Source organism: Bradyrhizobium sp. USDA 4461, from assembly GCF_054055655.1.
Genome location: NZ_JBSRXM010000001.1, coordinates 5,388,787 through 5,412,295 on the forward strand (window position 1 = coordinate 5,388,787; position 23,509 = coordinate 5,412,295).

The window sequence follows — 23,509 nt, forward strand, 5'->3', positions numbered from 1 at the left end:
TCAGCCGGTGGCGCTGATCGGCGCCAGTGCCAGCGGCGACGGGTCGTGATGGTGCTGCAGGCGGAAGAACGAGGCGTAGCGGCCGCCGCGGCGCAGCAGCTCCTCATGCCGCCCGCGCTCGACGATCGTGCCCCCCTCGACCACCAGGATCGCATCGGCATGCATGATGGTGTGCAGGCGGTGCGCGATCACGATCGTGGTGCGGCCCTGGCAGAGATGCTCGATCGCCTCCTGCACCTGCTTCTCGGATTCCGAGTCGAGCGCGGCGGTGGCCTCGTCTAGCAGGATGATCGGCGCGTTCTTGATCAGCGCGCGGGCGACCGCGATGCGCTGGCGCTGGCCGCCGGACAGCTGCGTGCCGTGCTCGCCGACCGGCGTATCGTAGCCGAGCGGGAAGCTCATGATGAAGTCGTGCGCGCAGGCCGCCTTGGCGGCGTCGATGATCTCGGCCTCGGTGGCGCCCTGCTTGCCGAAGGCGATGTTGGCGCGGATGGTGTCGCGGAACAGATAGACGTCCTGGCCGACATAGGCGGTCTGCTGGCGCAGCGACTTGCGCGAGACCGACAGGATCGACTGGCCGTCGATCAGGATCTCGCCCTCGCGCGTCTCGTAGAAGCGCAGCAGCAGTGCGAGCACCGTCGACTTGCCGCCGCCGGAGGGGCCGACCAATGCGGTGACCTTGCCGGGCTCGGCTGTGAAGCTCATGTGGTTCAGCACCGGCTCGCTCGGCCGGTAGGCGAAGCCGACATCGCGCAGCTCGATCCGCGCGTCGGACAGTTTCAGCGCCGGCTTGTCGTCGTCGGCTTGCTCGCTTGCCGGGCTGTCGACCACCTCGAGCAGCATGCGCGCGCCGACCAGCTGGCTGTTGAGATCGATATTGAGCCGCGCCAGCCGCTTGGCCGGCTCGGTCGCCATCAGGAAGGCGGTCAGGAAGGTGAAGAACTGGCCCGGCGTCGAACCGAGCGCCACCACGCTGTAGCCGCCATACATCAGACAGCCGGCGACCGCGAAGCCGCCGAGCATCTCCATCAGCGGGTTGGAGCGGTTGGCGACATGCGCCATCTTGTTGGCGTTGCGCTCGACGATCGCGATGTTCTCGTCGATACGCTGCTGCATGGCATCTTCCAGCGTGAACGCCTTCACGGTGCGGATGCCCTGCAGCGATTCCTGCATCGTCTCCATGATGTCGGCGGTGCCGGTGAACTGGTTATAGGCAAGGCCCTTGATCCGCTTCACCAGCTTGCGCAGCACCAGCATCGCCGGCGGCACCGCGACGAGTCCGATGAACGACATCAGCGGGTCCTGCCAGACCATGACCGCGACCATGCTGATCAGCATCAGGAAGTCGCGGCCGATCGCATTGACCAGCATGTTGAGCACGTCGGTGATCGACTTGGCGCCGGCGGTGAGCCGCGCCAGGAACTCCGACGAGTGCCGCTGCGAGAAGAAGCCGATGCTCTCGCTCATCAGCTTGGCGAACAATTGCCGCTGGTTCCGCGCCAGGATGGCGTTGCTGATCTTCGACAGGATCACCATGTGGCCGTAGGTCGCCACGCCCTTGATGAACAGCAGGATCACCGTGATCCCGGCGAACATCGCGATGCCGGGGATGTTCTTGTCGACATAGGCTTGGTTGATGACTTGGCCGAGCACGTAGGTGGCGCCGGCTGTCGCGCCGGCCGCCACAGCCATCAGGGCGAACGCCGTCAGATAGCGCCGCCAGTAGATGATCCCCTGCTCCGTGACCAGGCGGCGAATCAGGATCGCCGCGCCATAGGGATCGTCGGTAATCTTCTTTGGAAACTGAGCCATCCGCGTTCCATTGACGGCGGGTAGCGCCGGCCGTCAGGTTGCGGTCCTCCTTGCCCGCTTGGCGGGGCTTTTTCAAGTCCAATAACGACTTGATAACGGCTTGATTTTTAGGCCGATTCTGCCTGTCGCGCGGCGCCGCCGCGCTCCCGGAACAGCTTCTCCTCCCAGGCCAGCGCGTGGCTCGCGATGGTCTCGAGATCATCATACCGCGGGGTCCAGTCGAGAACTGAGCGGATCCGCGCCGTATCGGCCACCATGGTCATGATGTCGCCGGGCCGGCGTCCGGCGTAGGCGACCGCGAAATTGCGCATCGAAACCCGGCGCACCGCCTCGATGGTCTCGAGCACGGAATAGCCGCGGCCATAGCCGCAATTCATCGTGGCCGATTGCCCGCCGCCGCGCAGATAGGACAACGCCGAGCGATGCGCCTCGACCAGGTCGCTGACATGGATGAAGTCGCGCACGCAGCTGCCGTCCTGGGTCGGATAGTCGGTGCCGAACACGTCGATCTTGGCGCGCTGGCCGGTCGCGGCCTCGACCGCGATCTTGAGCAGATGGGTGGCGCCGATGGTGGAAAGGCCGACACGGCCCTTCGGGTCGGCGCCGGCGACGTTGAAGTAGCGCAGCACGACGTAGCTCATGCCATGGGCGGAGGCGACGTCGTGCAGCATGATCTCGGTCATCAATTTCGATGAGCCATAGGGCGACAGCGGCCGGGTCGGCGCGATCTCGGGCACCGGCACCTGGTCCGGATTGCCGTAGACCGCCGCGGTCGAGGAGAAGATGAAGCGACTGATGCCGCCCTTCACCGCCGCATTGAGCAGGCTGCGCGTCGTCATGGTGTTGTTGCGGTAATAGCCCAGCGGATCGCGCATCGAGTCCGGCACCACGACGGAGCCGGCGAAATGGATGATGCTGTCGATGCCGTGCTGTGCGATCACGCCCTCGACCAGGTTCTCGTCGCCGGCATCGCCGATGAACAGCGGAACAGCTTCGGGCAGGAACGCGGAGAAGCCGGTGGAGAGATTGTCGATCACGACGACGCTCTCGCCGGCATCGACCAGCGCATGAACCATGTGACTTCCGATATAGCCGGCACCGCCGGTCACGAGCACGGTCATGGTGAGAGCTCTCCCGATATCTTTAACCGACGATGCTAACGGGAGTGCGGTGAAGAGGGGGTTTCGCCGCGGCCGAACTGGCCACTATGCTTAATGTTGCGTATAGGAACTGGCACGAAACGGAGACTTGCGTGCCGATCGAGAACACAGCAGCCGGCGAGCTTGAGCTCATCGTGCCCAATCTGCATCGACGCTATTCGGGTGTCACCGCGACCAACCGCATGGTCGCGCCGAAGCTTGCCAAGATGTTTCGCGCGGCCTGGCTCGGCTCGCATCGCCCCGACGGCATCGACGCGATCGGATTTGCCGATCTGATGCGGCTGTGGCGGCGCGCACGGCCCGTGATCTGGCACGCGCGTCGCAATGACGAGATGATCGCAGGCCTCGTGCTGCGCGCGCTCGGCTGGCCGCTGAAACTGCTGTTCACGTCAGCGGCGCAACGTCATCACACCTGGCTGACGCGCTGGCTGATCCGCAACATGGATGCGATCATCGCCACCAGCCCGCTGTCGGCCTCGTACCTGAAGCGCGAGGCGACGGTGGTGATGCACGGCGTCGACACCGATCGTTATGCGCCGCCGGCCGATCGGGCCGCAGCCTTTGCCGAGAGCGGATTGCCGGGGCGCTATGCGATCGGCTGCTTCGGACGGGTGCGCGCGCAGAAGGGCAGCGATGTCTTTGTCGAAGCGATGTGCAGGCTTTTGCCGCGCTATCCCGATTTCACCGCAATCATCGTCGGCGCGGTGGTGCCGGAGCAACTGGCCTTTGCCAACGAGCTGAAGCGGAAGATCGAGGCCGCCGGGCTGCAATCGCGCATCGTCGTCACGGGGGAATTGCCGATCGAGGAGGTCGTGCGCTGGTATCAGCGGCTGACGATCTATGCCTTCACCTCGCGCAACGAAGGCTTTGGCCTGACCCTGATCGAGGCGATGTCGGCGGGCGCCGCGCTGGTGGCGGCGCGGGCGGGCGCCGCCGAATTCGTCGTCGAGGATGGCGCCACCGGCGTGCTGATTCCGCCGGGCGATGCGGACGCCTTGACAGCGGCGCTCGAGCCCTTGATGCGTGATCCGGCATCTGCCGTGGCCATGGGCGCGCGGGCGCGGCAACGAGTTGTGGATAAGTTCAGCCTCGATGCCGAGGCGAACGCGATCGCTGCGGTCTATCGCACGCTGATCTGAGCCAGCACGCGCTGCGCGAGCTCCACGACCTCTTCGGGCGCGATGCTGCGCATGCAGCGATGGTCGTTCATGGTGCAGACCGTGCGCTGGCACGGCTGGCACGAAGGCTTGCTTTTGGTCACCACCGTCTCGGCGAGGCCATTGAGCGGAGCCCAGAGATGGGGATCGGTCGGGCCGAAAATGCCCATGGTCGGGGTGCCGATCGCGGCCGCGATGTGCATCAACCCGGAGTCGTTGGTGATGGCGACGCTGGCCGCGGCCATCGCCAGCGCGCCGTTGCGCAAATCGGTTCCGGTGAGGTCGCGGACCCGCGGGCCGCCGATCGCCACGATCTCCTGCGCCATCGCGTTCTCGCCGGGGCCGCCGACCACCCAGACCTCGAAACCGCGTTCGGCGAACAGCCGCGCGGCTTCCGGGTAATAGGTCCAGCGCTTCGAAACGCCGACCGAGCCGGGGCCGAGCGCGATGGCCGGACCGTTGCCGAGGCCGTTGGCCTGCCGCCAGCGCCCGATCTCGTCTGCCGGAACCCGAAGCTGCGGCACCGGCCATTCGGGCGGACGGGCCGCGCCCTCAGGCAGCGCCAGGATCGCGTTCTTGTCGATGAAGCGCGGCTGCTGCTTTTCGCCCCAGCGCATCGCGTTGATCAGGCCGAACCGGGCCTCGCCGAAGAAGCCGATCCGCTCGGGAATCCCCGCCAACGCTGGCGCGATCGCCGCCTTCCAGGTGCGCGGCAGCACCAGCGCGGTGGCGTAGTTGCGCTTGCGCAGTTCAGCGGCGAGCGAGCGCTGCCGGCCGAGGGCAAGCCGGCTGCGCGGCAGGTCGGACACGATCCCGGCCCGGACCCCGGGCATGTAGTCCACCAGCGGGGCGCATTGGCGGGTGGTCAGCAGATCGACCGGCCGGTTGGGCCAGCGCTTGCGCAGCACCCGGACCACGGTGTGGCCGCGCACGAAATCGCCGATCCAAACATAGGGTACGACGAGGATCGGTCTGGTATCCTCGGTGTCCTGTGTTTCGATGTCAGATATTGAATCAATATTCATTTCTAAATAGGCCAAAGCCGGACCGGGCGCGGCCCAGTCGGTAACCGGTTCGCGATGAGAGGTAAAGCCGTCGTTGCCTGTGGCGCGGGAGTGGGGCAAAGCTGGCGGCTGGCAAAGGAATCTGGCGGGATTTCATCATGTTTCTGGTAACCGGGGGCGCCGGTTTTATCGGGTCGAACGTCGTGGCCGCGTTGAATGACGCCGGCCGCAGCGACGTCGCGGTCTGCGACATTCTTGGGGACGACGGCAAGTGGCGGAACCTGGCCAAGCGCCAGATCGCCGATTTTGTGCCGCCGGGCGAGTTGATGGCCTGGCTGCAGGGCCGTCGGCTGGATGCCATCCTCCATCTCGGCGCGATCTCGTCGACCACCGCGACCGATGGTGATGCGGTCATGGAAGCCAATTTCAGGACACCGCTACGTCTTCTCGACTGGTGCACCGCGACCGCAACCCCGCTGATCTATGCTTCCTCGGCCGCGACCTATGGCGACGGCGAGCAGGGGTTTGACGACGATGGATCGGTCGACGCGCTCAAGCGGCTGCGGCCGATGAACCTCTATGGCTGGAGCAAGAACCTGTTCGATCTCGCGGTTGCCGAGCGCGTGGCGAAGCGCGAACCGCTGCCGCCACAATGGGCCGGGCTGAAATTCTTCAACGTGTTCGGCCCCAACGAATATCACAAGGGCCCGATGATGAGCGTGCTGGCGCGCCGCTTCGACGACATCCGGGCGGGCCGCGTCGTGCAGCTGTTCAAGTCGCATCGCGAGGGCATCGCCGACGGCGACCAGCGCCGCGACTTCATCTATGTCGACGACGTCGTGCGGGTGATGATGTGGCTGATCGCGACGCCGCGGGTCTCCGGCCTGTTCAACGTCGGCACCGGCCAGGCGCGCAGCTTCAAGGATCTGATCGTCTCGGCCTATGGCGCGCTCGGGCTTTCGCCGAACATCCAGTATGTCGACATGCCCGAGCAGATTCGCGGCAGTTACCAGTACTTCACCGAGAGCGTCGTCGATCGCCTCGCGCGCGCCGGATACAATGGCGGTTTCACACGGTTGGAAGACGCGGTCGGGGCCTATGTGAAAGGCTTTCTCGATCGTGCCGATCGCTATCGCTAGAGCGGATGACTGATGTTCGATTTTGAAACGATCTCGCGTGCCATGTCGGGCCAGACCGTGCTCTGCGTCGGCGATCTCATGCTCGACGAATTCGTCTATGGCGACGTATCGCGGATCTCGCCGGAGGCGCCGGCACCGGTGATCGCGGTTCGGCGCAGCGAGACCAATATCGGCGGCGCCGGCAACGTCGCGCGCAATATCGCTTCGCTCGGCGGCCGCTGCATCTTCGTCGGCCTGATCGGCGAGGATGCCGCCGGCACGATGCTGTCAGAGGCGTTGGCGAAGGAGGCCGGGATCGAGACCGTGCTGGTGCGTGACACTGCGCGTCCGACCACGCGCAAGGTGCGCTTCGTCTCCGAACAGTTCTCGACCCACATGCTGCGCTCCGATTGGGAGCTCGCCGCGCCGGCCGCGCCCGCGATCGAACAGCAGCTGATCGACGCGATCCTGCCGTGCCTCGCGCGTGCCGATATCGTGCTGCTGTCCGACTATGCCAAGGGCGTGCTCACCGCGCGCGTGATCCGCAACGTGATCGATGCCGCGCGCCAGGCTGGCAAGCGCGTGATCGTCGATCCCAAGAGCGCCAATCTGGCGATCTATCGCGGCGCGACCGTGCTGACGCCGAATCGCAAGGAATTCGCCGAGGCGACCCGCAGCCGCGCCGACAGCCAGGACAGCATCGCGCAGGCTGCGCCCGACGCGATGTATCTCGCCGATTGCGAGGCGATGCTGGTGACGCAGGGCGAGCGCGGCATGACGCTGGTGACGCGGGACGGCGGCTCGATCCATGTGCCGGCGCTACCGGTCAAGGTGCGCGACGTCTCCGGGGCTGGCGATACCGTTGCCGCGGCGCTGGCGCTTGCGCTGGCGGGCGGTGCCGATTGGGAAGCCGCGCTGCGGATCGCGAGCGCTGCAGCCGCGGTCGCAGTCGGCAAGACCGGCACAGCGATCGTCAAGTCCGATGAGTTGCGGCGCCGGATCCTGCCGCATGCCTCGCTGGTGGCCGAGGAGAAGATCGTTCCGGCCGGCGGTGACATCGACGCGCATCTTGCGGAATGGCGCCGGCGGGATCTGCGCATCGGCTTCACCAATGGCTGTTTCGACATCCTGCATCCCGGACACGTCAAGGTGCTGACCGCCGCGCGCGGCGCCTGCGACCGCCTGATCGTCGGCCTGAACAGCGACGCCTCGGTGAAGCGGCTGAAGGGCGAGGGGCGTCCGGTGCAGAACGAGCGCGCCCGCGCCGAGGTGCTGGCGGCGCTGGAGGCCGTCGATCTCGTCGCCATTTTCGAGGAGGACACGCCGATCAACCTGGTCACCAAGGTGCGGCCGAGCGTGCTGGTCAAGGGCGGCGACTATACCCGCGAGCAGGTGGTTGGCCACGAGATCGTCGAGGCCGCCGGCGGCGAGGTGGTGCTGGTCGAGATCCTGGCCGGCCACAGCACGACCTCGCTGGTGGCCCGCGCCCGCGAGGGCAAGGCGTGAGCGCGAGCGTGGCATCCCCGGCAGGCGCCGCGGCGTGCCCGGCGTGGCGCGATCCGGCGCGCTGGCAGGCCACGACCGACGTGGTCGCGGTGCTGATCGCGCTGTCGCTGCCGTGGTCGACCTCGCTGGTCGGCATCTTCGGCGTCGTGCTCTTGATCGCGATCGCGCCGACGGTCGACCTGAAGGCGTTCTGGGCGCTGCTGCAACGGCCGATCTGCGTGGCGCCGATCGCGCTGTTCTGTCTCGCGCTAACAGGCACGCTGTGGTCCGACGCCGCCTGGGGGGCGCGATTGTATGCGGTCGGGCCGACCGCGAAGCTCTTGGTGCTTCCGGTCCTGCTCTATCATTTCCAGCGCTCGACCCGCGGCACCTGGGTGTTCGCGGCCTTCGTCGTGTCCTGCACGCTGTTGATGCTGATGTCCTGGCTGGTGCTTGCCTATCCGCATCTCGCGCTGCGGGCGCCGGCTCCGGGCGAGCAGGGCGTCTTCGTCAAGAACTACATCGACCAGAGCCAGGAATTCACCCTGTGCGCGGTCGGGCTGGCCTATCCGATCGTGATGCTGCTGCGGGCCAAGCGCGTCCGGCCGGCGGTGCTGTTGATCGCGGTTGCGCTCAGCCTGTTCGCCAACTTGGCGATGGTGGTGGTGTCGCGGACGGCGTTGGTGACGGTTCCGATTATGTTCGCGGTGTTCGCGCTGCTCCATCTGCGCTGGCGCAGCATCGTCCTGATCCTGTGCGCGGCCGCCGCGGCGTCCGTGGTGGCGTGGTACGCATCGCCACAACTGCGCTGGACGGCCGAGTCGTTCCAGCGCGACTACAAGCTCTACATGGAGCGCAATGAGCCGACCTCGCTCGGTCTGCGGCTCGAATTCTGGCGAAAGTCGCTCGGATTCTTCGCCGAGGCTCCGGTCATCGGCCACGGCACCGGAGCGACGCGAGGACTGTTCGAGCGCGTCGCGACCGGCGGCGTGAGGGAAGCCTCAAGCGAAGTGATCGGCAACCCGCACAATCAGACGTTGAACGTCGCCGTGCAGTGGGGCATTGTGGGTGTGGCGATCCTGTACGCGATGTGGCTGCTGCACCTGGTGCTGTTCCGCGGCGACGGTCTCGTCAATTGGATTGGACTTCTCGTCGTGGTGCAGAATATTTCAAGTTCGTTGTTTAATTCACACATCTTCGACTTTCACGAAGGCTGGATGTATGTGCTGGGCGTCGGGGTTGCCGGCGGCATGGCGTTGAAGGGGCGAGCGGGGGCCGATATGGAACCCGGGCCTCCGATCCGTCCGTGATCGCTGGCAAGGGCCCTGCAGATACGCTATCAGCCTGCCAATGTCCCATCGCGAATTCCCAGTTGCCGGCAACCCGTCCATTAGATGACGCGTCTTTCACAACTTACCCTGCGCAACTTCCTGATCCTGGCGCATGACGCTCTGGCGACGACGTTTGCGTTGCTGGCGAGCTTCTACCTGCGTTTCGAAGGCAGCCTGCTCACCGATCGACTGCCGCATCTGCTGCGCATTCTGCCCTGGTTCGTGCTGTTCAGCGTTGTCGTCAGCTATTTCTCCAATCTGACCACCGCGAAATGGCGTTTCACCTCGCTGCCGGACGCGGTGAATATCCTGCGGGTCGCCGCGGTGCTGACGCTGGCGCTGGTCGTGCTGGACTACGTCTACTTCTTCAAGGGAGCGAACTCGCACAGTCCGGTGTTCCTCGGCCGGATCACGATCGTCCTGTTCTTCTTCCTCGAGGTGTTCGCGCTGAGCGCGCTGCGGCTCGGTTATCGTTATTTCCGTTACTCGCGCACGCGCCTGCACGCCCGCTCCGACAACGCCGCGCCGGCGCTGCTGGTCGGACGCACCGCCGATGCGGAAGTCGTGCTGCGCGGCATCGAGAACGGCGCCATCAAGCGGCTCTGGCCGGTCGGCGTGCTGTCGCCGTCGGCCGCGGATCGCGGCCAGATGATCCGCAACATTCCGGTGGTCGGCGGCGTCGACGACATCGAGGCCGTGATTCGCGATTTCGAGAGCCGCCAGCGGCCGATCAAGCGCGTGGTCATGACACCCTCGGCCTTTGAGCCGGACGCGCATCCGGAAAGCGTGCTGATGCGCGCCAGACGGCTCGGCCTGATGGTCAGCCGGCTGCCGTCGCTGGAGGGCGGCGACGCGCCGCGGCTCACCAATGTCGCGGTCGAAGATCTGCTGCTGCGCCCAAGCCAGAAGATCGACTACGCGCGACTCGAGACGCTGGTGAAGGGTAAGTCCGTCATCGTGACCGGCGGCGGCGGCTCGATCGGCGCGGAAATCTGCGAGCGGGTTGCGACTTTCGGGGCGGCGCGCCTCCTGGTGGTCGAGAACTCGGAGCCGGCGCTCTATGCGGTGACCGAGGCGCTGGCTGCGCGCGACAGCGGGCCCGAGATCGAAGGGCGGATCGCCGACATCCGGGATCGCGAGCGCATCACGCGCCTGATGAGCGAGTTCAAGCCCGACATCGTGTTCCATGCCGCGGCGCTCAAGCATGTGCCGATCCTGGAGCGTGACTGGAGCGAGGGGGTCAAGACCAACATCTTCGGGTCCGTGAACGTGGCCGATGCAGCGCGTGCCGCGGGCGCGAGCGCGATGGTGATGATCTCGACCGACAAGGCGATCGAGCCGGTGTCGATGCTCGGCCTGACCAAGCGTTTCGCCGAGATGTATTGCCAGGCGCTGGACCACGACCTGATGACCGAGGCCAAGGGCAAGCCGCACATGCGGTTGATCTCGGTGCGGTTCGGCAACGTGCTGGCGTCCAACGGATCGGTGGTGCCGAAATTCAAGGCGCAGATCGAGGCCGGCGGGCCGATCACGGTGACCCATGCGGACATGGTTCGTTACTTCATGACGATCCGCGAAGCCTGCGATCTCGTGATCACCGCGGCGACGCACGCCATGACGCCGGCGCGGCCCGACGTCTCGGTCTATGTGCTGAACATGGGCCAGCCGGTGAAGATCGTCGATCTCGCCGAGCGGATGATCCGCCTGTCGGGCCTGCAACCGGGCGTCGACGTCGAGATCGTGTTCAGTGGCATCCGGCCCGGCGAGCGGCTGAACGAGATCCTGTTCGCGAGCCAGGAGCCGACGCTCGAGATCGGCGTCGCCGGCGTGATGGCGGCCAAGCCGAACCAGCCGCCGATGTCGACGCTGCGCAAGTGGCTCGCGGCGCTGGAGGATGCGATCGAGCGAGACGATCGAGTGACCATCCGCGCCGTGCTGCAGGATGCCGTGCCCGAGTTCGGATCGAATGCCGCCTGACCGCGCCGTCCTGCGGAGGATAGGGCAGGACTATTTCGAAAGCTATTGATGCCTCATTCTCGAAAAGTCGTGGTCGTCAGCCAGCATTATCCGCCGGACCACAGCACGACCGCCGCGATCATGGCCGCGATCGCCGAACGGATCGCGCAGGAGACGGACGTGATGGTGGTCTCGGGGATGCCAGGCTCGGCGCGCGCGCCGGAGGCCGGACGACCTGTCGTCGTCGAGATCAGAAATTGGCTGCCGGGCAAGGCGGCGCTGGTCAAGCGCGCGCTCGCCGAGGCGCTGTTCACCGGCAGAATCTTTTTCGCGCTGTTGTCGCGGCTCAAGCGCGGCGATGTCGCGCTGACGGTGACCGCCCCGTTTGCGCTGCCCTATGCGGTCGCCGCCGCGGCACGGTTGAAGGGCGCGAAGTCGGCGCTGATCCTGCACGACCTGTTTCCCGATGTGCTCGTGATGGCCGGGCTGCTGCGGCCAGCCTCGCTGGTAGCGCGGGCGATGCGCGCGATCAACGCGCTGATGTTCCGTGCATTGAACATCGTCATCGTGATCGGCCGCGATGCCGAGAAGTTGCTGCTGCGCTATGGCGGCATGACACAGGACAAGATCAGGTTCATCCCGAACTGGGCTACGCTTGCCCCGGGCAATCGTCCCGTCAGCCCCGACAATCCGTTTCGCAAGGCGATCGGCGCCCGTTTCGTGGTCGGCCTGTCCGGCAATCTGGGCTTCACCCACGATCCGGACATCGTCTTTAACGCAGCGCAGCTGTTGCGCCACGAGAGCGACATCCATTTCCTGCTCTCGGGCTGGGGTATGGGCTTTGCGCGATTGAAAGAGATGCAAGCCGCGGCGCAGCTTGCCAACGTCACGCTGGTCGAGCGTGTCGCCGACGGCGAACTGGACGCGTTGCTGTCCAGCGCGGACGTCTGGCTCATTCCCTATCGCAAGGACGTCGCCGGCGTGTCGGTGCCGAGCCGGTTCTACAACCTGCTTGCGGCCGGCCGGCCCGTCATCCTGGTCTCCGAGCCCGAGGCCGAGGCGGCGCTGACCGTCAGCGAAAACCGGCTGGGCTGGGTGGTCACTCCGGGCAGACCGGATCAACTCGCCGACGCCATCCGCCTAGCGTCGCGATCGCAGGACGCTGCGATGGCCGAGCGCGCCGTCGCGGCCGCGCGGACCTTCAGTCCGGAGCGGGCGCTGGCGAGCTATGCCGCGCTGGTTGCGGAGCTGCTATCCAATCGCGAAGTGGAGCGCACGGCATGAGCGATGGTCGGCGGACGGTACTGGTGACGGGTGCCAGCGGCTTTGTCGGTCGCCATGTGGTGCCCGCGCTGACGCGCAATGGCTGGATGGTGCGCAGCGCGGTGCGAACCACGCCGCAAGACGCCAACGACGTGGCGATCGGCTCGCTCAGTCCAGCCACCGATTGGCGCGCCGCTCTCGACGGCGTCGACGTCGTTGTTCATCTTGCGGCCCGCGTTCACCAGCAGTCCGACGAGCAGGCGATCGAGCTTTACCGCAATGTCAATATCGAAGGCACGCTGCATCTGGCGCGTGCCGCGGCCGCGGCGGGTGTCCGGGATTTCATTTTCGTCAGCACGATCCTGGTGCACGGGCGTAGCAATTACGGGCGCCCGCCATTTCGCGAGGACGATGTCCTGACGCCCCGCGGCCTCTATGGAAACTCGAAGGCCGCTGCCGAAGTCGGCTTGAAGGAAATTGCGCCAGGCAGCGGCATGAGGGTGACCGTGATCCGGCCGCCGTTGATCTACGGGGCCGGTGCCAAGGGAAATTTCGCCTTGCTCAAGCGCGCGGTGATCAATCGCTTGCCGCTTCCGCTCGCCTACGTCAAGAATCGTCGCGCGTTCGTGTCGGCGGAGAACTTGGCGTCGTTCATCCTGCACCGGTTGTCGCATCCAGGGAACGATTACGACGTGTTTCTAGTGGCCGATCGCGAGCAGGTCTCGACGCGGGAGTTCGTTGAGCGCCTTGCCCGCGCGGCAGAAACCTCGCCGCGCCTGTTCTGGCTGCCGCCGCCGCTGTTGAAGGTGTCGCTCACGATGAGCGGGCGCAAGGAGGCCTATGACAGCCTGTACGCCTCGCTTGAACTTGATCTCTCCAAGATCGCGGGCACTGGTTGGCGGCAGCCACTGAGCCTCGACGAGGGACTGAAGCGCGCGCTGCGCAAAACGGAAGCCTGACCTGATCAGAGCGGCCGCGAGAACCGCCGCAGCTGCCAGCTGACGGCGAGCACGCCGGCCAGCAGCAGCGCGATATCAGCGGCGAGGGAGTTGAGGGCGACCGAAGCGAATGCGAGCAGCGCCAGCACCAGGTTGAGCGCGAAGACCTCGCCGACGACGCGCCATACCGTGAAGCCGTTGTCGGTCGCCCGCTGATAGAAGTGCGAGCGATGCGCGGCCCAGAACGGTTCGCGTCGCGCCATGCGGCGAATCAGCGTGACCGTCGCATCCGTCAAATAATACAACGGCAGCAGCAGCGCGGCGGCGAACTGCTGATGCAAGGCGAGCTCGAGCAGGCACCAGCCGAGCAGCAGGCCGATCGGCAGACTGCCGACATCGCCGAGGAAGATCTTCGCGACCGGCCGGTTGAACGGCGCGAAACCGAGCAGCGCCCCGCACAGCGCCGCCGCGACCAGCGCGGCTGCAGCCGGGACCTGGCCGAAGCAGCCGAGCAGGGCGACCGCGACCGTGATCGGTACGGCCTCGGCTGCCGTCATCAAATCGAGCCCGTCCATGAAGTTGACGAGGTTCACGAACCAGAGGCCGGCGATCAGCAGCAGGCCGCGTTCAAGCCAGAGCGGGACAGCCGGAACCAGCCTGAGGTCGCCAGGTGCCGACAGCACCACGGCCGCGACGGCGGCGGCCTGCAACAACAGCCGCGGCACGACCGGCAGCGAGCGGATGTCGTCGGCAAAGCCCACCACGGCGATGAACAGGCAGGCTGCGAACACGATGAACGGGATCGTCAGGTCCGGCGATCCGGCGAGCGCGATGACGATCCCGCCCGCCAGCAGCGTGGCAACCGTGACCGCGATGCCGGCGCCCTGCGGCGTTGGAATGCGGTGCGACGACCGCGCATTCGGCTTCGCCAGTGCGACACGCAGCAGCAGTGGCCGTGTCGCCCGGATCAGGATAGCGGAGATCGACGCGGCCATAACCGCGGCGATCAACGACAGGAGGATTTCGAAATGGCTCATCGTGGTCCGGTTATTGCGATCCCGGGACTTCGATCGGCTCGGCGCCCTTGGCGGCCTTTTCCGGGCTTGCGATCCACACCAGTCCGCCAAACACGCCGACCACGAACGAGACCGCGCCGAACAGCAGCGAGATGTTGACGCCCTCATTGGCGATCAATCCGGCATAGCCGAAGGCCAGTGCCATCGTGGCCTCGCGCACGCCCCAGCCCGCGATCGAGATCGGCATCATGGTGATCAGCATCACCGGCGGCAGCAGCTGGAAGATCTCGCCGAAGGTGACGGGGGCGGCGATCGACTTCACCACGCACCAGCCGATCACGACGGTCACCACGTGGATGGCGATCGAGAGAGTCGCGACCCACAATCCGTGCTGGCGGCTGAACAACACCCGGTTCGTGATCACGGCGCAGGCGTGGATGTGATGCGTTGCCCACCAGCGTTTCAGCCACGACCACGGCAACACGCCGATCAGCAGGAAACCAAATCCGGCCGCGAGCGCGGCGAGGTCGAGCAGCAGCAAGGCGGTCCAGCCGTGGAAGTCGGAAATCAGCCGATAGCTCCAGGGCAGGGCGGCAGCGATCACGACGGCCAGCGCGATCAGTCCGATCGCGCGGTCGACGAAGATCGAATAGGTTGCGGCGCGCCAGCCCGCACCGGCACGCGCGACCAGCCACAGCCGCACGGCGTCGCCGCCGATCGAGGAGGGCAGGGTCTGATTGAAGAAGGTGCCGATCACGTTATAACGCATCGCCTGCCCGGTCTGCAGCGGCGCGCCGCACTCTACGCTGATCTCGCGCCAGCGCAGCACCCCGAGGAAGATCTGCAGGAACGTGACCGCAATCGCCAGGCCGAGCCAGCCCAAGCTCTCGGCCTGGATCCGGGAGGCGAGGTCATGCAGATTGACCTTGCGCAGCGAGAAATACAGCAGCGCAGCCGAGATCAGGATCTTGACGGTCGAAAGCAGGATTCGGCGCATTTCCGTTCGCGCTGCAAGGTTTCAGGATGTGTCAAAAACAGCGCAAACCGCTTTCGCGCGCCCAAATTCGCCGCCTTGGTATGGTTTCCGCACCGATCTGGCAATACCCGTAGTGGTCCCTATTGCGGCAGGCGCGAAGGGATGGCTAAACAGGCCGGAACGGGGGGCGGCCAGCCGCTCGCCGGGAGGTTACAAGACCGGTAAAATCCGACCAGACGCGTGGGGGCGCGTGACTGCCCGGATAATGCTTCCCAGGTAACAGGGCCGCCAGCCGCGGCGGCCGGGCCAATTTGGTGTCCGTCCGCGGATGGACACCGCAGGCCTTGCACGACAGGACTTGAGGCATCGATGGATCGACGAATTATTCCCCTGATCATGTGCGGCGGTGCGGGCACCCGGCTGTGGCCGGCGTCACGCGAGGTGCATCCGAAGCAGTTCCTGTCGCTGTTCGGGGCGCGCTCGACCTTCCAGGAGACGCTGCTGCGGGTCTCCGATGCCGGCCTGTTCGAGCGGCCGATCGTGATCACCAACGAGGCCTATCGCTTCATGGTGCTGGAGCAGCTGGCCGAGATCGGCCGCGAAGCTGATGTGTTGCTGGAGCCGATGCGCCGCGACTCGGGGCCGGCGATCGCGGCCGGGGCGGCGTTCGCGCAAAGCCGCGACAGCGAAGCCATCGTGCTGGCGCTCGCCGCCGACCACCTGGTGCGGGATACGTCGGCCTTCGCCGCCGCGTGCCGCGGCGGCCTGGTGGCCGCGGAAGCCGGCCGCATCGTGACCTTCGGCGTCAAGCCGGAACGGCCCGCCACCGAATACGGCTACATCAATCCGGGCGAGGTGGTCGCGGGCGAAGTGCGCGCGGTGGCGAAATTCGTCGAGAAGCCGGATGGCGCAACTGCAGCCGGCTATATCGATGCGGGTTATCTTTGGAACAGCGGCAACTTCATGTTCCGCGCCGGCGTGCTGCTCGACGAGTATCGCAATGTCGATGCGGACAGCGTTGCCGCGGTGGAGCAGTCGGTTGTGTCCGCGACGCGCGACCTCGGGTTCTACAAGCTTGACGCCGCGGCCTTCGGCGCGGCGAAGGCGATCTCGATCGACTATGCCGTCATGGAGAAGACAGCCCATGCCGCGGTGGTGCCGGTGGCGTGCGGCTGGTCCGACATCGGCTCGTGGCGCCAGGTCTGGGAACTCTCCGACAAGGACGGCCAGGGCAATGCGGCACGCGGCGCAGCGGTGTTCGAAGACTCCCGCAATTGCAACGTCTCGACCGATCGTGCGCTGGTCGCGCTCGAAGGCGTCGACGATCTCGTCGTGGTCGCGACCCAGGACGCCGTGCTGGTGTCGCGCCAGAACGACGCCAACGGGTTGAAGCGGCTGGTCGCGAAATTGAAGGTGGCGGCGCCTAAGGTGACCGAGGACCACATCAAGGTGCATCGGCCGTGGGGCTCCTATCAGTCGGTCGACAATGGCGACCGCCACCAGGTCAAGCGCATCATCGTCAAGCCGGGCGGGCGGCTCTCCTTGCAGAAGCACCATCACCGCTCCGAGCACTGGATCGTGGTGCGCGGGACCGCGCAGGTCACCGTCAACGAGCTGATCAAGACAGTGCACGAGAACGAGTCGATCTACATCCCGATCGGCGCGGTGCACCGGCTGGAGAATCCCGGGAAGATTCAGCTGGAGCTGATCGAGGTGCAGACTGGCAGCTATTTCGGCGAGGACGACATCATTCGCATCGAGGACGACTATCAGCGCACCTGAGGTCGAGCTGGTCCCCGCGCTCGGAATTGAGCCGCGGGCGATGTAACTCTTTGAATCAAAACGTGTCCGGATTTCGTTGTTGGCATTCGCCACATTTGTGACGCCGTGCTATAGCGGCTGCCAACGAAGCGGGGTGATTTGCGCCGAAGGGCAGATCGGGAAGAGGGGCCTGGGTGCTGATTCCCTCGGAGCCGGTGTGGCTCCCCGAGGAGCCGGGACAACCGCCAGAACGTTACTTGGGGTCTACGATATGAATGCAAAAGTGTCCGCAGCCGGCGCGAAGGCCGATATCGGCCGCGCCTTGCGCGTCGGTGTGATCGGCGCGGGCGTGATGGGCAGCAACCATGCCCGCGTGCTGGCCGGACTGCCCGGCGTCCTGCTGATCGGCATCGTCGATCCGCTTCCGGAGCACCGCACCCGCGCCATCGACCTGGTCGGCTGCCGCGCCTTTGAAACCCTCGATCAGCTATTCGCAGAGGGCATCGATGCGGTGACGATCGCGGCTCCCACCCATCTGCATCACGAGATCGCGCTCGCCTGCATCGCGCGCAACATCCACATCCTGGTCGAGAAGCCGGTCGCATCCACCGTCGAGGAAGGCCGCGAGATCGTCGCGGCCGCCGCGCGCGCCGGCGTCACGCTGATGGTCGGCCATGTCGAGCGTTTCAATCCGGCGGTTGCCGCGATCAAGCAGGCGATCTCGGGCGAGGACATCCTGTCGATCGGCATCACCCGGGTCGGCCCGTTCCCGCCGCGGATGTCCAATGTCGGCGTCGTGATCGACCTCGCCGTGCACGACATCGACCTGATCCGCTGGTTCACCGAGTCCGACATCGTCGAGGTGCAGCCGCAGCTTTCCAGCGCGGTCGCGGAGCGTGAGGACATCGCGCTGCTGCAATTCCGCACCGCTTCCGGCGTGCTCGCCCACATCAACACCAACTGGCTGACGCCGTTCAAGGCACGCAACGTCACGGTCGCGACCCGCGGCAAATACGTGATGGGTGATCTGCTCACCCGCCAGGTCACCGAATGCTTCGGCTTCAAGCCGGACGGCAGCTATTCGATGCGTCATCTGCCGGTCGGCCACGACGAGCCGTTGCGCGCCGAGCTGATCGCCTTCCTCGATGCCGTGCGCTGCGGCAAGCTGCCGGCTGTGTCCGGCGACGAGGGCGTCGCCAGCCTCGAAATCGCGATCCGCTGCCTGGAATCGCCGGCGCGGCCTGCCGCCTCGACGATCCGCAAGGGACCGCGCCGCATCGCCGGCTGATCGTCCGTTCACCGGCTGTCTGTCATTCACTCAACACGTGCAAAGAGTTTCCATGAACCAGCATATGCAGCTTGAGCCCATTCCCTTCATCGATATCTCCGCGCAGCGCCGGCGGCTCGGCAAGTCGATCGATGACGCGGTTGCGCGCGTGCTCGATCACTGCCAGTTCATCAACGGTCCGGAAGTCACCGCGCTGGAGAAGGCGCTGGCGGACTATACCGGCGCCAAGCATGTGGTGAGCTGCGCCAGCGGCACCGACGCGCTGCTGATGGTGTTGATGGCGAAGAATGTCGGACCGGGCGATGCGGTGCTGTGCCCGACCTTCACCTTCTGTGCGACCGGCGAGGTCGTGACGCTGACCGGCGCGACGCCGGTGTTCGTCGATGTCGACGAAGAGACCTTCAACATCGATGTCAGCTCGCTGAAGCGCGGCATCGCGACGGCGCGGGCGCGCGGGCTGAAGCCGGTGGCCGTGATCCCGGTCGATCTGTTCGGCCAGAGCGCCGACCACGATGCGATCGCTGCGGTCGCCGAGGCCGAGGGGCTTTTCGTACTTGACGATGCCGCGCAGGGTTTTGGCGCCACCTACAAGAACCGCAGGCTCGGCACCTTCGGGCTCGCGACCGGAACCAGCTTCTTCCCGGCCAAGCCGCTCGGCTGTTTCGGCGACGGCGGCGCAATCTTCACCGACGACGAGGAACTCGCGCGCACGCTGCGCAGCATCCGCGTCCACGGCCAGGGCTCGGACAAGTACGACAATGTGCGGCTCGGCCTCACCGCGCGGCTCGACACCATGCAGGCGGCGATCCTGCTCGAGAAGCTGAAGATCTTCGACGACGAGATCGCCGCACGCAACAAGGTCGCGGAACGCTATTCGCGCGCGCTCGGCAACCTCGTCGCGGTGCCGCGCGTTGCCCCGGGCTGTACCTCGGTGTGGGCCCAGTACACCATCCGCCTGTCCGAGGGCATCGATCGCGACGCCTTCGCGGCCGCGCTGAAGGCGCAGGGCGTTCCGACCATGATCTACTATCCGAAGTCGGTGCACCAGCAGACGGCCTACAGCCACTATCCGGTTGCCGATGGCGGCCTGCCGGTCAGCGAACGGTTGTCGAAGGACGTCATCGCCCTGCCGATGCACCCCTATCTCGACGAGGCGGCGCAGGACCGCGTCATCGCGGCTGTGCGCAGCGCGCTTTCGGCCTGATAGGTCATTTTGACGTAGGGTGATGATGCGCTAGAAGCAGCCATGCTTGGGCGCATCTTCACCGTCGGCGGCTATACCTTGCTATCGCGGGTCACCGGATTCGCGCGCGACATCATGCTCGCGGCGATCCTCGGCGCCGGACCGGTCGCCGACGCCTTTTTCGTGGCGCTGCGGCTGCCGAATCATTTCCGCGCGATCTTTGCTGAAGGCGCCTTCAACGCCGCCTTCGTGCCGGCCTACGCCCATGTCCATGGCGAGCGGGGAGAGGCGTCGGCGCGGCTGTTCGCCGACCGCATCTTCACGCTGCTGTTCGCCTCGCAGGTGATCCTGCTGGTGGTGGCGATGGCCTTCATGCCGCAGGCGATGAGCATCCTCGCGCCGGGCTTCACCGAGGACGCCGAGCAGCGCAAGCTCGCGATCGAGTTGACGCGGATCACCTTTCCCTATCTGCTGCTGATCACGCTGGTGACGTTGTATGGCGGCATGCTCAATGTGATGCATCGCTTCGCCAGCGCCGCGGCAGCGCCGATCTTCCTCAACCTCGCGATGATGATGACGCTGGCGCTCGCAGCGTTCTTCCCGAGCGCCGGCCATGCCGCGGCTTGGGGCGTGCTGATCTCGGGCTTCCTGCAATTTGTCCTGCTCGCCGGCGACCTCGCACGCCATGGCGGCCTGCCGCGGTTCGCGCCGTTGAAGCTCGACGAGGACGTCCGCGGCTTTTTCCGCGCACTGGGGCCGGCGACGCTGGGCTCGATGGGAACTCAGGTCGCGCTGTTTGCAGATACCATCATCGCGACCTTCCTGCCTGCGGGCGCGCTGTCGGCGCTGTATTACGCTGACCGCCTCAATCAATTGCCGATCGGCGTGATCGGGATTGCGATCGGCACCGTGTTGCTGCCGGAGATGTCGCGGCGCCTGACCGCCGACGATCACACAGGTGCCATGGCGGCGCAGCGCCGCGCGTTCGATTTCACGCTGCTGTTCTCGGTGCCGTTCGTGGCGGCATTCCTGACGGTTGCCGATCCGATCATGCGCGCGATGTTTGCCCGCGGCGCGTTCTCGAAGGCCGATGCCGCCAGCGCCGGCGCCACGCTCGCGGCCTATGCGGTCGGGCTCATTCCCTTCGTGATGATCCGTAGCGCGGTCGCGACCTTCTATGCCCGCAAGGATACCGCCACGCCCGTCAAGGCGGCGCTGACCGGCGTCGCGGTCAACGTCGCGCTGAAGATCGCGCTGGTCGGCACGCTGGCGCAGGTCGGACTGGCGCTCGCGACCGCAGTCGGCGCCTGGGTCAATCTCTTGCTGGTGCTGATGTTTGCCGTCCGCCGTGGCTATCTCGCGCTCGATCGCACGCTGATCCGCTCGTTCGCCACCTTCGGGCTGTGCGGCGTGCTGCTGGCGCTCGCGCTGTGGCTGACCTCGCATTTCGCCTATGTGTGGTTTGCCCCGATGCGGTTCTTCCGCGACGAGATGATCCTGCTGCTGCTGATCGTGGTCGGCGTCTTCGTCTACGGCTTCCTGATCCTCACGCTGTTCGGCCGCGGCTGGCTGTTTGCCCTTCGACGCGTATAGTTTTACCTGTCAAATCAAATGCATAGGAGCCGGCTGTGCGATGACGCCGCGTGCGGCGGAAAGCGGTTTGCGCTTCGCGGACAACCACGCCAATATGCACGCAAACAACCAAGCCAATTGGAGAGACGATGGCAGCTCCCATCAAATTCGGCGTCGGACAAAGTGTGCGGCGCAAGGAGGACGACGCGCTGATTCGCGGCAAGGGCCGCTATACCGACGACCTCGCACCGTCTCCCGCACTGCACGCGCTGGTGCTGCGCTCGCCGCATGCGCACGCGACCTACACGATCGATGCCGGCAAGGCCCGCGGCATGCCCGGCGTGGCGCTGATCCTGACCGCGGCCGATGTCGCCGAGCTCGGCGGGCTGCCGTGCCTGTTCAATCTCGAAACCGATCCGTTCATCGCGCCGCCTTATCCGATCCTCGCCAGGGATGAGGTGCGCCATGTCGGCGACGCCATCGCCTTCGTGGTCGCCGACACCGTCGATCATGCCCGTGATGCGATCGAGGCGATCGACGTCAAGTGGACGCCGCTGCCGGCGGTGGCTGGCCTGATCAATGCAGTGAAGAAGGATGCGCCGCAGGTCTGGCCGGACAAGCCCGGTAATGTGCTGTTCGACGTCTCGATCGGCGACAAGGGCGCTGCTGAGGCCGCGTTCGCCAAGGCCCATGCGGTGGCCGAAATCACGATCGTCAACCCGCGCGTCATCACCAATTTCATGGAGACGCGCGCGGCGGTCGCCGAATACGACGCCAAGAAGGATCATCTGACGCTGACGATCGGCAGCCAGGGCAGCCATCGTCTGCGCGAGATCCTCTGCGACATGATCCTGAAGATGCCGAAGGAGAACATGCGGGTGATCTGCCCGGATGTCGGCGGCGGCTTCGGCACCAAGCTGTTTCCCTATCGCGAATATGCGCTGATCTCGGTCGCGGCGCGCAAGCTCAAGAAGAGCGTCAAATGGACCGCCGAGCGCTCCGACCATTTCATGGGCGACGCGCAGGGCCGCGACAACCTCACCACCGCGAAGATGGCACTTGCCGAGGACGGCAAATTCCTCGGCATGGATGTCGACCTGATGGGCGACATGGGCGCCTATCTCTCGACCTTTGCGCCCTACATCCCGCATGGCGGCGCCGGCATGCTGCCGGGGCTCTATGACATTCAGGCCTTCCACTGCCGTGTCCGCACCGTGTTCACCAACACGGTGCCGGTCGATGCCTATCGCGGCGCCGGCCGTCCCGAAGCCGCCTATGTGATCGAGCGGCTGGTCGATGCGGCCGCGCGAAAACTCGGCATGACGCCGGACGCGATCCGGCGCAAGAACTTCATCCCGCCGAAGTCGCTGCCCTACACGACCGCGACCGGCAAGGTCTACGACTCCGGTGACTTCGTCGCGCATATGAAGCGCGCCATGGAGATCGCCAACTGGAAGGAGTTTTCCAAGCGCGCCAAGGCGGCCAAGAAGGATGGCTTGGTGCGCGGCATCGGCATGGCGAGCTATGTCGAGGTCTGCGGCACGATGGGCGAGGAAACCGCCAATGTGGCGCTCGATCCCAATGGCGACATCTCGGTCCTGATCGGCACGCAGTCGAGCGGGCAGGGCCACCAGACCGCCTATGCGCAGATCGTCGCCGAGCAGTTCGGCGTGCCGCCGGAGCGCGTCCATGTGTTGCAGGGTGACACCGACAAGATTGCGACCGGGCTCGGCACCGGCGGCTCGGCCTCGATTCCGTCGGGCGGCGTCAGCGTTCAGCGGGCGACGCATGAACTCGGCAACAAGCTGAAGGAGCTCGCGGCGCAGGCGCTGGAAGCCGGCACCGGCGATCTTGAAATCGCCGACGGCCGCATCCGCATCGCCGGCACCGACCGCTCGGTCAGCTTCGCCGATCTCGCCAAGCGTCCCGGTGGCGATACGTCGAAGATGAATGCAAGCGCGACGTTTGCCAGCGCCGACGGCACCTATCCGAACGGCACGCATCTCGCCGAAGTCGAGATCGATCCCGCCATCGGCATCATCAAGATCGTCAGCTACGTCATCGTTGACGATTTCGGCGTCACGCTCAATCCGCTGATGCTCGCGGGCCAGGTCCATGGCGGCGCGATGCAGGGCATCGGGCAGGCGCTGATGGAGCAGGCGGTGTACAGCCCGACCGACGGCCAGCTCGTCACCGGCACCTTCATGGACTATGCGATGCCGCGCGCTTCCGACGGGCCGTCCTTCGTGTTCGAGACCCACAACGTGCCCTGCACCACCAATCCGATGGGCGTGAAGGGCGCAGGCGAGGCCGGCGCGATCGGCTCGTGCCCGGCGGTCGTCAACGCGATCGTCGAGGGCCTGCATCGTGAATACGGCATCGACCACATCGACATGCCGGCCACGCCGGAACGGGTCTGGATCGCGATTCGCGAGGCGCAGCGCCGCCATAATCTCTGATAAATTGTCGCAGGCGGAATGAAGATTCCG

Annotated in this window: 17 protein-coding genes; 12 read left to right on the forward strand and 5 right to left on the reverse strand. The window is 65.9% G+C overall.

Going from position 1 to position 23,509, the window contains the following annotated elements:
- The gene (locus tag ACVINW_RS24950; RefSeq protein ID WP_456753758.1) at nt 1-1,812 is read right to left on the reverse strand and encodes an ABC transporter ATP-binding protein; all 1,812 of its coding nucleotides are present in this window, start codon (nt 1,810-1,812) and stop codon (nt 1-3) included.
- 107 nt (nt 1,813-1,919) lie between these two features.
- Entirely contained in the window at nt 1,920-2,933 is a 1,014-nt protein-coding gene (gene galE / locus ACVINW_RS24955; RefSeq protein ID WP_456753759.1) for a UDP-glucose 4-epimerase GalE, read from the reverse strand.
- 131 nt (nt 2,934-3,064) lie between these two features.
- Between galE and ACVINW_RS24960 the strand changes: the two genes are divergently transcribed.
- Nucleotides 3,065-4,111 carry a glycosyltransferase family 4 protein gene (locus ACVINW_RS24960; protein WP_456753760.1) on the forward strand — a complete coding sequence of 349 codons (1,047 nt, stop codon included), beginning with the start codon at nt 3,065-3,067 and terminating at the stop codon, nt 4,109-4,111.
- Here the strand turns inward: ACVINW_RS24960 and waaF are convergent.
- The gene (gene waaF / locus ACVINW_RS24965; protein ID WP_456753761.1) at nt 4,093-5,154 is read right to left on the reverse strand and encodes a lipopolysaccharide heptosyltransferase II; all 1,062 of its coding nucleotides are present in this window, start codon (nt 5,152-5,154) and stop codon (nt 4,093-4,095) included. The genes ACVINW_RS24960 and waaF overlap by 19 nt on opposite strands.
- 137 nt (nt 5,155-5,291) lie before the next feature.
- Between waaF and rfaD the strand changes: the two genes are divergently transcribed.
- From rfaD to ACVINW_RS24995, 6 genes are all read left to right on the forward strand, one after another.
- Nucleotides 5,292-6,272, forward strand: a complete 981-nt coding sequence (gene rfaD / locus ACVINW_RS24970; protein WP_456753762.1) for an ADP-glyceromanno-heptose 6-epimerase — start codon at nt 5,292-5,294, stop codon at nt 6,270-6,272.
- Between the two features lie 12 nt (nt 6,273-6,284).
- The gene (gene rfaE1 / locus ACVINW_RS24975) at nt 6,285-7,757 is read left to right on the forward strand and encodes a D-glycero-beta-D-manno-heptose-7-phosphate kinase (protein ID WP_456753763.1); all 1,473 of its coding nucleotides are present in this window, start codon (nt 6,285-6,287) and stop codon (nt 7,755-7,757) included.
- Between the two features lie 8 nt (nt 7,758-7,765).
- Nucleotides 7,766-9,046: an O-antigen ligase family protein gene (locus tag ACVINW_RS24980; RefSeq protein ID WP_456753764.1), complete on the forward strand. Its 1,281-nt coding sequence runs from the start codon at nt 7,766-7,768 to the stop codon at nt 9,044-9,046.
- A gap of 84 nt (nt 9,047-9,130) precedes the next feature.
- The gene (locus ACVINW_RS24985) at nt 9,131-11,044 is read left to right on the forward strand and encodes an SDR family NAD(P)-dependent oxidoreductase (RefSeq protein WP_456753765.1); all 1,914 of its coding nucleotides are present in this window, start codon (nt 9,131-9,133) and stop codon (nt 11,042-11,044) included.
- Between the two features lie 48 nt (nt 11,045-11,092).
- The gene (locus tag ACVINW_RS24990; RefSeq protein ID WP_456753766.1) at nt 11,093-12,307 is read left to right on the forward strand and encodes a glycosyltransferase family 4 protein; all 1,215 of its coding nucleotides are present in this window, start codon (nt 11,093-11,095) and stop codon (nt 12,305-12,307) included.
- Entirely contained in the window at nt 12,304-13,245 is a 942-nt protein-coding gene (locus ACVINW_RS24995; RefSeq protein ID WP_456753767.1) for an NAD-dependent epimerase/dehydratase family protein, read from the forward strand. The genes ACVINW_RS24990 and ACVINW_RS24995 overlap by 4 nt, the downstream gene beginning before the upstream one ends.
- 5 nt (nt 13,246-13,250) lie before the next feature.
- Here the strand turns inward: ACVINW_RS24995 and ACVINW_RS25000 are convergent, their stop codons facing one another.
- A complete protein-coding gene (locus ACVINW_RS25000; protein ID WP_456753768.1) occupies nt 13,251-14,261 on the reverse strand; it encodes a glycosyl transferase in 1,011 nt (336 codons plus the stop codon).
- 10 nt (nt 14,262-14,271) lie between these two features.
- Nucleotides 14,272-15,237 (reverse strand): lysylphosphatidylglycerol synthase transmembrane domain-containing protein, encoded by a 966-nt coding sequence (locus tag ACVINW_RS25005; protein ID WP_456753769.1) that lies wholly within the window; start codon nt 15,235-15,237, stop codon nt 14,272-14,274.
- 348 nt (nt 15,238-15,585) lie between these two features.
- Here ACVINW_RS25005 and ACVINW_RS25010 point away from each other — a divergent pair, with 348 nt between their 5' ends.
- From ACVINW_RS25010 to ACVINW_RS25030, 5 genes are all read left to right on the forward strand, one after another.
- Nucleotides 15,586-16,998 (forward strand): mannose-1-phosphate guanylyltransferase/mannose-6-phosphate isomerase, encoded by a 1,413-nt coding sequence (locus tag ACVINW_RS25010; protein ID WP_456753770.1) that lies wholly within the window; start codon nt 15,586-15,588, stop codon nt 16,996-16,998.
- Nucleotides 16,999-17,248: 250 nt separating this feature from the next.
- The gene (locus ACVINW_RS25015) at nt 17,249-18,265 is read left to right on the forward strand and encodes a Gfo/Idh/MocA family oxidoreductase (protein WP_456753771.1); all 1,017 of its coding nucleotides are present in this window, start codon (nt 17,249-17,251) and stop codon (nt 18,263-18,265) included.
- Nucleotides 18,266-18,317: 52 nt separating this feature from the next.
- Nucleotides 18,318-19,469 carry a DegT/DnrJ/EryC1/StrS family aminotransferase gene (locus ACVINW_RS25020; protein WP_456753772.1) on the forward strand — a complete coding sequence of 384 codons (1,152 nt, stop codon included), beginning with the start codon at nt 18,318-18,320 and terminating at the stop codon, nt 19,467-19,469.
- 42 nt (nt 19,470-19,511) lie between these two features.
- Nucleotides 19,512-21,041 carry a murein biosynthesis integral membrane protein MurJ gene (murJ, locus tag ACVINW_RS25025; protein ID WP_456753773.1) on the forward strand — a complete coding sequence of 510 codons (1,530 nt, stop codon included), beginning with the start codon at nt 19,512-19,514 and terminating at the stop codon, nt 21,039-21,041.
- A 128-nt stretch (nt 21,042-21,169) separates the two neighbouring features.
- A complete protein-coding gene (locus tag ACVINW_RS25030; protein WP_456753774.1) occupies nt 21,170-23,479 on the forward strand; it encodes a xanthine dehydrogenase family protein molybdopterin-binding subunit in 2,310 nt (769 codons plus the stop codon).
- Nucleotides 23,480-23,509: the final 30 nt, after the last annotated feature.